Origin of the sequence: Prauserella endophytica (genome assembly GCF_005146945.1) — a bacterium.
Taxonomy (GTDB): Bacteria; Actinomycetota; Actinomycetes; order Mycobacteriales; family Pseudonocardiaceae; genus Prauserella_A; species Prauserella_A endophytica.
Genome location: NZ_SWMS01000011.1, coordinates 244993 through 254290 on the forward strand (window position 1 = coordinate 244993; position 9298 = coordinate 254290).

4 protein-coding genes and 2 pseudogenes are annotated in these 9298 nt (G+C 69.9%); 2 read left to right on the forward strand and 4 right to left on the reverse strand.

Going from position 1 to position 9298, the window contains the following annotated elements; all coding sequences use genetic code 11:
* Window positions 1-411: 411 nt before the first annotated feature.
* The 3 genes and pseudogenes from FCN18_RS21125 to FCN18_RS21135 all read right to left on the reverse strand — a co-directional run.
* Window positions 412-1437 carry an NAD(P)-dependent alcohol dehydrogenase gene (locus FCN18_RS21125; RefSeq protein WP_137095924.1) on the reverse strand — a complete coding sequence of 342 codons (1026 nt, stop codon included), beginning with the start codon at window positions 1435-1437 and terminating at the stop codon, window positions 412-414.
* The gene (locus tag FCN18_RS21130) at window positions 1434-2174 is read right to left on the reverse strand and encodes a metal-sulfur cluster assembly factor (RefSeq protein ID WP_137095925.1); all 741 of its coding nucleotides are present in this window, start codon (window positions 2172-2174) and stop codon (window positions 1434-1436) included. The genes FCN18_RS21125 and FCN18_RS21130 overlap by 4 nt, the downstream gene beginning before the upstream one ends.
* Window positions 2171-3205: pseudogene (locus FCN18_RS21135) on the reverse strand (amidohydrolase family protein); the annotation flags it as partial. The pseudogene FCN18_RS21135 and the gene FCN18_RS21130, both read right to left, overlap by 4 nt.
* 346 nt (window positions 3206-3551) lie before the next feature.
* Between FCN18_RS21135 and FCN18_RS21140 the strand changes: the two are divergent.
* Window positions 3552-5372 (forward strand): sigma-54-dependent Fis family transcriptional regulator, encoded by a 1821-nt coding sequence (locus tag FCN18_RS21140; protein ID WP_228714063.1) that lies wholly within the window; start codon window positions 3552-3554, stop codon window positions 5370-5372.
* 47 nt (window positions 5373-5419) lie between these two features.
* Window positions 5420-6625: a nucleotide disphospho-sugar-binding domain-containing protein gene (locus FCN18_RS21145; protein ID WP_137095926.1), complete on the forward strand. Its 1206-nt coding sequence runs from the start codon at window positions 5420-5422 to the stop codon at window positions 6623-6625.
* A gap of 66 nt (window positions 6626-6691) precedes the next feature.
* Here FCN18_RS21145 and FCN18_RS21150 read toward each other — a convergent pair.
* Window positions 6692-9232, reverse strand: a pseudogene (locus tag FCN18_RS21150) (response regulator); the annotation flags it as partial.
* Window positions 9233-9298: the final 66 nt, after the last annotated feature.

Below are 9298 nucleotides of genomic sequence, written 5' to 3' on the forward strand. Positions count from 1 at the left end.
GTCGAACCGGGTCCCGGCCGGGAACGGCTGGCGGCCGGGGGCGCGCACGCCGCCACGGTGCCCACGAGCACTGCGGCGACAACGCGGCGGACGCACCTGCTCACACGCTCACGCCAACGCCCCCTGCCGACCGGCCCCCAAGGCCACCGGCTGGCTCGCCGTCTCCAGGTGCTCCACCAGCCTGCCCACCGCGCGACAGATGCCGCGCTTGACCAGTATCCCTGGCGATCGTGACACCGTCGTTGGTGACCACGGGCGAGCCGGTGATCCTCTCGATGATCATGTTGCGCCCCTGGACCCGGCGGCGACCTCACCGTGTCGGCCAGCTTGTCCACACCGGACAGCCGTACCTCACGCACTTCCGGACCGTGGCGCAGGTCCTTGACCATCGTGGGTCTCTCGCGGAGATCGTCAGGGGGTGAGGATCGCGCGGCCCCGGACGCGGCCCGCGTCGAGATCGGCCAGCGCGTCGAGTGCGTCGTCGAGCGGATACTTCTTGGTGTGCAGGGTGACCTTCCCCGCCTGGGCGAGCACCATCAGCTCCACGAGGTCGTTGTAGGTCCCCACGAGGTTGCCCACCACGTTGCGCTCGGTGGAGATGATGTCGATGGTGGGGATGTCGATGTTGCTGCCGTAGCCGATCACGAAGTGCGAGCCAGCCCTGCGGGTCATGGCGAACGCGTCCTGCTGCGCGCCCTGCTCGGCGACAAAGTCGAGCACCACCTCGGCGCCGTTGCCCCCGGTGAGGTCGAGCACCGCCGCCACCTGCTTGCCGTCGGCCAGCACGGTGTGGTCCGCGCCGAGCGTGGTCGCCAGCTCCAGTGCCTCGGCGTTGCGATCGACCACCACCACGGTCGCCGCGGTCATCGCCTTCAGCGACTGGATGCCGATGTGGCCGAGCCCGCCCGCTCCGTTGACCACGCAGACCGTCCCCGGGTAGAGCAGCGGCACGGCCTTGCGCACCGCGTGGTAGGCGGTGATGCCCGCGTCGGCGAGCGCGGCGACGTCCTCCGGTTTCGTCGCCGGGTCGAGCTTGATGCACGCACGGGCGGAGGTGAGCAGGTACTCGGCCATGCCGCCGTCGGTGTCGATGCCGGGGAACGTGCTGTCGACGCAGTGCATGTCGTCGCCGGCCCGGCAGGCGTGGCACAGTCCGCACGTCGGTGTCGGATGCAGGATCACAGTGTCACCGACGGCCACATTGGACACCGCAGAGCCCACCTCGTGCACCCAGCCCGCGTTCTCGTGCCCGATCGTGTAGGGCAGGGTCACGCCGGACTTGTCGGCCCACTGCTCCTCGATGATGTGCAGATCGGTGCGGCACACCCCGGCCCCGCCGATCCTCACCACGACGTCGAACGGCCCCGAGACGCCTGGCTCCGGCACCTCCTCGACGACGGGCTGCTCGTGGTACGCGTGCAACCGGACGGCCTTCATCCCGTGCCCTCCTGTTTGTCGATATGGGGATAGCGCGAGTGCAACATGCCCCGGCAGACGCCGGAGTTGGCCTCCTGGCTGGTGCGGGTGAGCCGGGCCAGTCCCAGGTGGCGCGACAGCTGCTCCGGCCGCACCGCCGCGCCGGTGACCGGGTCGACGAGCAACGGGTCGCCGTCACCAGACGGCAGGCCCAGCTCCCGTCTCCGCGCCCGCAGCCGCTCGCGGTCGGTGCCCTCGGGGGCGTCGCCGAGGCTGAGCTCGGTCAGCCGCTCTCGTTCGACGCCGTTCGCGAGCAGCGCCCGGCAGACCCGGTCGGTGCCAGCGAGCACGGCTTTGCGTACGAAGTCGGTGCGCAGGCCGTCGAGCTCGTCCACCGCCTCGCCCTCGAAGGAGGCGACGAACCCCGCTCGCGCAGCGACGCCGCGGTTGATGGCGGCCGCGGCGAAGTGGTCGTCGAGCGCGACGTCGGTCTCGGTCACCCCGGCGACGGCCGACACCGCGTCGTAGGCGTCGGCCACCATGAGGAAGGCGAAGTTCGGCGCGCAGAAGTACGTGGGCAGCCGTAGCCGCACCACGGCTCTGCCCGCCGGGCTCACGTCGGCGCGGGAGACGAAGCCGAGGTCGGTGAGCGGCTCGTCCAGTTCGGGATCGCGCACGGTACCGAGCGCCGACCAGACCGCCGAGGTGACGGTGGCGGTCCGGCCGGCACTGGCCCCCGCGCATTCGACAGCGGTCATGGTCCCGGCACGCCGACCGGCTCCACCGCCGGCGCCTCATCGACCCGCAGGTCGGCGGGCACCTCGATGTCGTAGAGCCGTGCCGCGTTCAGGCCGAGGATCTTCTTCTTCTGCGTCACGGTGAGTGGCGCGAAGTCCGACAGCTCCTCGTCCTTCGGCAGCTGCCAGTCGACGAAGCCCTCGACCTGCCACCTGGGCTCCCAGATGGCGTAGTCGGCGCCGAAGATCAGTTTGTCCTCGCCGAGCCAGAACATCAGCTCGCCCATGACCTTCGCGAAGAACTTCGGGCGCGCGTGCATGAGCCCTCCGACGACGACCGCGAGGCCGGCGTAGACGTTGCGCTCCTGGGTGGCCATGAAGCAGAAGTCCTCGATCCTCGGCAGGCCGACGTGCTCGACGATGAAGTTGAGCCCCTGGAAGTTGGTCGCCACGTAGTCGATGTCGGAGACGTCGAAGGCGTCCTTGTCCAGCGGCCAGATGGTCGGCCCCTTGTGAACGTGGATGTTCTTCACGCCCAGCTCTTCGCACTTCTCGAGGTACTTCGCGGCCTCCGGGTCCTTGAGGCTCCAGCCCCGCGAGTCACCGCGCCACTCGGCGGTGTAGAGCTTGACGCCCTTGCAGTCGTAGCGCTTGACGCGTTCTTCGAAGGCCTTCATCCCCGCGTCGCCCTCGCGCGGGTCGAAGTAGGTGTTGACGAGGAACTTGCCGGGATGCTTCTCGGCGATGGCGCCGTCGGCCTCGGTGGTGTTGAAGCCGTTGATGTACCACTGCCGCAGGTTCGTCGGCTGGAAGATCGCGACGTCCACGTGCCCGACCTCGAAGAGGTCGTGCATCATCAGTTCCTCCGAGTACTTCCGGAACCGGTCGATCGGCCAGTGCGTGTCGGCCGGCCCGAGTCCCTGGTAGGCGTGGAAGCACTCGATCCAGCCCTTCGCGTACTCCTCCTGGCCGGGCACCCAGTTCTCCGGGCTCGCGTCCCAGAAGTGCGTGTGCCCGTCGACGACGAAGTACTTCTCACCGTCCTTTGTGTACTTTTCACACTCCTAGCTGAGCGGTTTGAGGTCGAGTCGAGGTACCCGGCGGTGTCCCTCGCGATTGGCGAACATGGTCGTGCGGCCGTGGTGGGTGGACCTGCCCCTGCCGGACTCGGCCGGGTTCGGCGGCCGGCTGGAACACGACGTTCATCAGCGTCCACGGGTTGTACGGCTCGCTCGACGGCGCGGGCTCCGTCATGGCGCAACACCTCCGTGCGGGTGCCTGACCTCTCATGGAAACCCCATTCCGGGGCGGTGGCGTGTCTCAATTTGAGACACCGGTTCAAGGGCCGCTCCCCTACGCTGGAACGCGCGGCACAACGGTGTGGCGGAGGAGGTCACCGTGGTGAACATCGCGCCCTCGCCCCGTGTCCCGGTCCGGCCCGACGACGAGCGGCTGGCCCGCACGCGGGTCAAGTTCCTCACCTCGGAGGCCTTCGAGGCCGATCAGGTGCGGGAGGCGATCCTCGCGTCGTGGTGGCGCTCGAAGGAGTTCCGGGTGCCCGCCGACCACATCGATGTGCCCTACGTCGCCGCCCAGGACCTCGACACGCCGCTGATCCGGGCGGCCGCCCCGGTGCTGGAGCGGCTCGGCGACCAGCTGGAGGGGCAGCCGATCAGCCTGATCCTCACCGACCAGACCGGCGTCGTGCTGACGCAGCGCACCGGCGACAGCGACCTGCGCCGGCACCTGGAGAGCGTTGAGCTCGTCCCCGGGTTCAGCTACGGCGAGCGGTTCGTCGGGACCAACGGGATCGGCACGGCACTGGAGGACGGCAGGCCCACGCACGTGTTCGGCCATGAGCACTACGCCGAGAACCTGGAGAACCTGGCGTGCGCGGGCGTGCCGATCCAGCACCCGATCTCCGGCAGGACGATCGGCGCCGTGGACCTCACGTGCTGGCGCAAGGACGCCGGCGGGCTGCTGGTGGCGCTCGCGCGCACGACGGCCGAGCAGATCCGGCAGGCGCTGCTGACCCACAGCAACCTGCGGGAGCTGGTGCTGTTCCAGGCGTACCTGCAGACGTGCAGGCGGACCACGGGCGTCGTGCTGGCGTTCAACGACGACGTGGTGATGATGAACGACAGCGCCCGGCAGCTGCTCGGCCCGGCCGACCAGTCGGTACTGCTGGGGCGCGCGGCGCAGGAACTCGCGCAGGCGCGCAGGGCCACGGCGACGGTGTCGCTGTCCAGTGGTGGCAAGGTGAAGCTGTACTGCCGGCGGGTGCAGGGGCATCGCGAGGACGACACCGCGGGCGGCGTGCTGTCGGCGAAGCTGCTCGACGCCGACGACGAGCGCGCGGGCGTGCAGTTGCCGATGCCGCCGATGTTCCTGCCCGGCGTGGTCGGCTCGGCGCCGCTGTGGCTGCGCTGCGCCAACGACATCGACGCCGGATGCGGGCGGGGCGACTGGCTCGCGCTCGCCGGCGAGCCGGGCACCGGCAGGACGACGCTCGCGCGGGGAGTACACCTGCGGCGCAACCCCACCGGCAGGCTGCACACGCTCGACGCGACCCACGCCGGGCCGGGGTGGGAGGAGGACGTGCGCAGGGAGCTGCTGGACGACCCCGTGGACACGCTGGTGATCCGCCACGCCGACCGGCTCGCCGCGGCCGACCTGGACACGCTCGCGACCGTGCTCGGCGAGGTCCGCACACGCGACGGCGCAGGAGCCCCGTGGGTGACGATCACCCTGGATCCCGAGTCGGAGTCGAGGCCGGAGCTGGCCGGGCTGCTGCGGCTGTTCCCGAGGACCGTCACCGTCCCGCCGCTGCGCCGCCACGCCGAGGACCTCAGCGAGCTGGTGCCGCTGCTGCTGAGCAGGCTCGCCCACGGCGGGCACCTGACGTGCTCGCCCGCCGCGCTGCACCTGCTGATGCGCGCGGACTGGCCGGGCAACACCGCGCAGCTGTACCGCGTGCTCAAGCAGGTGGCGAAGCGCCGCCGCACGGGGTCCATCCAGCCGAGCGACCTGCCCGCCGAGTACCACACGATCACGCGACGGCCGCTGAACCGGTTCGAGACGGTGGAACGTGACGCGATCGTGCGCGGCCTGGAGGACGCCGACGGCAACAAGGCGCGTGCCGCGAAGCTGCTCGGCATCTCGCGCGCCACGATCTACCGCAAGATCCACGAGTACGGCATCGTCATTCCTGACCGCTGATACTACAGCCGTAGTTTTCTCACTACATCCGTAGTACCCTTGCGGGCATGCGAGTGCTGCTGGTGTCCGCGCCCCTGCTCGGTCACGCCTTCCCCCTGGTACCGCTGGCGCGTGCGCTGCGCGCGGCCGGGCACGACGTGCTGGTGGCAACCGGCGGTCCGGCACTGGCGGTGCGTGACGCCGGCATCGACGTCGCCGAGGTGGGCTCGTCCGTCCGGTTCGGGCGCTCGGCGCTGCGGATTGCCCTCACGCGCCCCCGGCTGGCCATGGCCGAGACGGCGGGCGAGGGCGGGCTGGAGTTCGTCTCGCGCCTCTTCGCCGCCGTCGGCGAGCACATGGCGGGCGAGGTCCTGTCGCTGGCGGGGAACTGGAAACCGGACCTCGTGGTGCACGAGCCGCTCGCCGCCGCCGGCGCGCTTGCGGCCGCCCGGCAGGGGGTGCCCTCGGTCGTGCACGATACGTCCCTCTATGACGGCGCCGACCTGACGGCGGCGACGGTGTCGCGAATGGGCCACTCGCCGCCCCCGCCCATGGCCGTCCTGCGCACCGCCCCACCAAGCCTCGCCGTCTTCGGGGAGCAAGGGAGCTTTGCTCCCGTTTTCGCGGAGCCGGAACAGGGGCCCGCCGACCGCCCCCAAGGCCACCTTTGTTGCGCTGAACGCACCGAAGGTGGCCTTGGGGGAACGTCGGCCGCGGAGCTGCCGCTGCGCCCGGTGCCCTTCAGCGGAGAGGGTCCGGTGCCAGAGGAGCTTCGGCGCCGCCCGGACGCGCCGAGGATCCTGGTCAGCCGCAGCACGGTCGCCGGTCCGGGAGGGGCGAGGACGATGGCGGCCGTCGCCAGGGTGGCCGCACACGTCGACGCCGAGTTCGTCCTGGTGCGCCCGCCGGAGCGGCTCGCCCGCAGACCGTTGCCGCCCAACGTGCGCGTCACCGGCTGGGTGCCGATCCCCGAGATCCTGCCGACGTGCTCCGCGATCTTGCACCACGGCGGCGCGGGCACCCTGCTCGCGGCACTCGCCGCAGGCGTGCCGCAGCTCATCGAGCCCGGTGCCGGCGACCGGGCGCGGCACGCACGGCTCGTCGCCGAGCGGGGAGCGGGCCTCGCCGCGTCGGCGAAGGACGTCACCTCGGCGCTGCTCACGACGCTCGTCACCGATCCCGCCCTCGCGAAAGCCGCTGCCGAGGTACAGCGGGAGATCGCGGCGATGCCGTCGCCACAGACGGTGGCGCAACAGCTCACGGACATGCAGTGAAGGCCACCCTCACTGCGTTCAACGCAGGCAGGGTGGCCTTCACTGCAGCCGTGGCAACCGGCGCGATCAGTCCGCTAGCCAGCGGCTGATGCACGCCAGCAGTTCGTCGGGGTCGACGGGCTTGGTCACGTAGTCGCTCGCCCCCGACGCGAGGCTCTTCTCCCGGTCGCCCGCCATCGCCTTGGCGGTGACCATGATGATCGGCAGGGTCGCGAAGCTCGACATCTTGCGGATCGCCGCCGTGGTGGCGTAGCCGTCCATCTCCGGCATCATCACGTCCATCAGGATGAGGTCGACGTCGGGGCTCTGCCGCAGCGCCTCGATTCCCTTGCGCCCGTTCGGCGCGTGACTCACCGAAATCCCGTACAGCTTCAGCATCTCCGCGATCGCGAGCACGTTGCGGGCGTCGTCGTCGATGAGCAGCACCTTGCGTCCGCGCAGGCTCCGAAGGCCGCCGTTGGCGACGGGCTCCGCCTCCGCCTCTGCCTCTGCCACCGTCGCCGTCGCGGCCGCCTCCGCGGTGGCGCCCGGTGAGAGGAGCATGGTGAACCGTTCACGCAGATCGTCCATCGAGGACAGCAGCTCCACTTGCTGGTGGCGTGCCCTGGCCTCGAGCAGCCGGGTCTGCGCTGGGCTGAGCTTGCGCGTCGGATGCGCCAGCACGGGCACGGTCGCCGGCTCGGCGCCCTCGCCGAGCCGCTGCAGGAACGTCAGCGCCGCCGCGCCGGGCAGGCTCGCGTCGAGCACCACGAACTGGTACGACCGGTTTGCCAGCGCCTCGACGGCCTCGTCGGGCGTCGTCACCGAGTCGATGCGCAGGTCGTCGCCGTAGCCGGGCAGGTCGGCCGCGAACCCACGCACGAGCAGCGTCAGCAGCCGGTCCTCGTCGGCCTCCAGCACGAGCACACCGGAGGCCGGCTCGACATCCAGTCGCGTCCTCGGCTCGGCCGCGAACTCGAACCTCGGCGTGACGGGCAGGTGCAACGTGAACGTGCTGCCCTTGCCCAGCTGGCTTTCCGCTCTCAGCTCTCCGCCGAGCAGATTCGCGACCTGACGGCTGATGGAAAGGCCGAGCCCCGTGCCGCCGTAGCGCCTGCTGGTCGTGCCGTCGGCCTGCTGGAACGCGCTGAAGATCGTGCTCAGGTTCTCCTGTGCGATGCCGATGCCGGTGTCGATCACCGAGAAGGCGACGGTCGGCTCGTGCCCGTTCGACTCGGCGTTCTCCAACCGCACTCGCAGCTCGACGCGACCCCGCTCGGTGAACTTGACCGCGTTGGACAGCAGGTTGCGCAGAACCTGGCGCAGGCGCTGCTCGTCGGTGTAGAGCTGTTCCGGCACGCCGGGGTCGACGATGACGTCGAACGCCAGCCCCTTGTCGGCGGTGAGCGGACGGAAGGTCGTCTGCACGTAGGTCAGCAGCTGCGGCAGCGGCACGAGCTCGGGATGGATGTCCATCTTTCCGGCCTCGACCTTCGAGAGGTCGAGGATGTCGTTGATCAGCTGGAGCAGGTCGGTGCCCGCGGACTCGATCACCTTCGCGAACTCGACCTGCTTCGGCGTGAGGTTCTGCGTCGAGTTCTGTGCGAGCACCCCGGCGAGGATGAGCAGGCTGGTGAGCGGCGTGCGCAGCTCGTGCGACATGTTGGCGAGGAACTCGGACTTGTACTTCGAGGCGAGCGCGAGTTGTTGCGCGCGTTCCTCGATCTCCTGCCGCGCCTGCTCGATCTCGAAGTTCTTGACCTCGATGTCGCGGTTCTGCTGGGCGAGCAGCTCGGCCTTCTCCTCCAGCTCGGCGTTGGACTGGCGCAGCTTCACCTGCTGTGCCTGCAGTTCCTCCGAGCGGGCCCGCAGCTCGCCTGCCAGCCGCTGCGACTCTTCCAGCAGGGCGTCGGTGCGGCCGTTGGCGATGATCGTGTTGACGTTGACGCCGATGGACTCCATCAGCTGTTCGAGGAAGTCGCGCTGTACCGGGGTGAAGCGGTTGAAGGACGCGAGCTCGATGACGCCGAGCACCTGGTCCTCGAAGACGATCGGCAGCACGATGAGGTTCACCGGAGGCGCTTCGCCGAGGCTGGAGGAGATGCGCACGTAGCCGGGCGGGGTCTGGTCGACCAGGAGCGGTCTTCGCGTGTTCGCCACCTGGCCGATGAGCGACTGACCGAGGTCGAACTCCAGGGGCGTCGAACCGTCGCCGGCGCGGCCGTAGCTCGCGATGAGCCGCAGCTTCGAGCCGCTGTCGCCTGGGTCCATCAGGAAGAACGTGCCGTACTGCGCGCCGACGAGCGGCGTCAGCTCGTTCATGATCAGCTGCGTGACGGTCCGCATGTCGCGGTGCCCCTGGAGCAACCCGGAGATCCGCGCGAGGTTGGTGTTGAGCCAGTCCTGCTCCTGGTTGGCCCGGGTGGTCTCACGCAGCGACTGCACCATCGCGTTGATGTTGTCCTTGAGCTCCGACACCTCGCCCTTGGCCTCGACGGAGATCGAGCGCGTGAGGTCTCCGGTCGCGACGGCGCTGGTGACCTCGGCGATGGCCCGCACCTGGCGAGTCAGGTTCCCGGCGAGCTCATTGACGTTCTCGGTCAGCCGCTTCCACGTGCCCGAGAGGCCGTGTCATGACAACTGTGTAAGCCGCGGATGGACCAAGATCGGATTGCCCGACGCGATCCAGAAAGG

What these genes read in the sequence shown, in the direction of transcription:
- FCN18_RS21125 (WP_137095924.1), bottom strand. Translation starts at nt 1,437, where the DNA reads ATGAAGGCCGTCCGGTTGCACGCGTACCACGAGCAGCCCGTCGTCGAG.
- FCN18_RS21130 (WP_137095925.1), bottom strand. Translation starts at nt 2,174, where the DNA reads ATGACCGCTGTCGAATGCGCGGGGGCCAGTGCCGGCCGGACCGCCACC.
- FCN18_RS21145 (WP_137095926.1), top strand. Translation starts at nt 5,420, where the DNA reads ATGCGAGTGCTGCTGGTGTCCGCGCCCCTGCTCGGTCACGCCTTCCCC.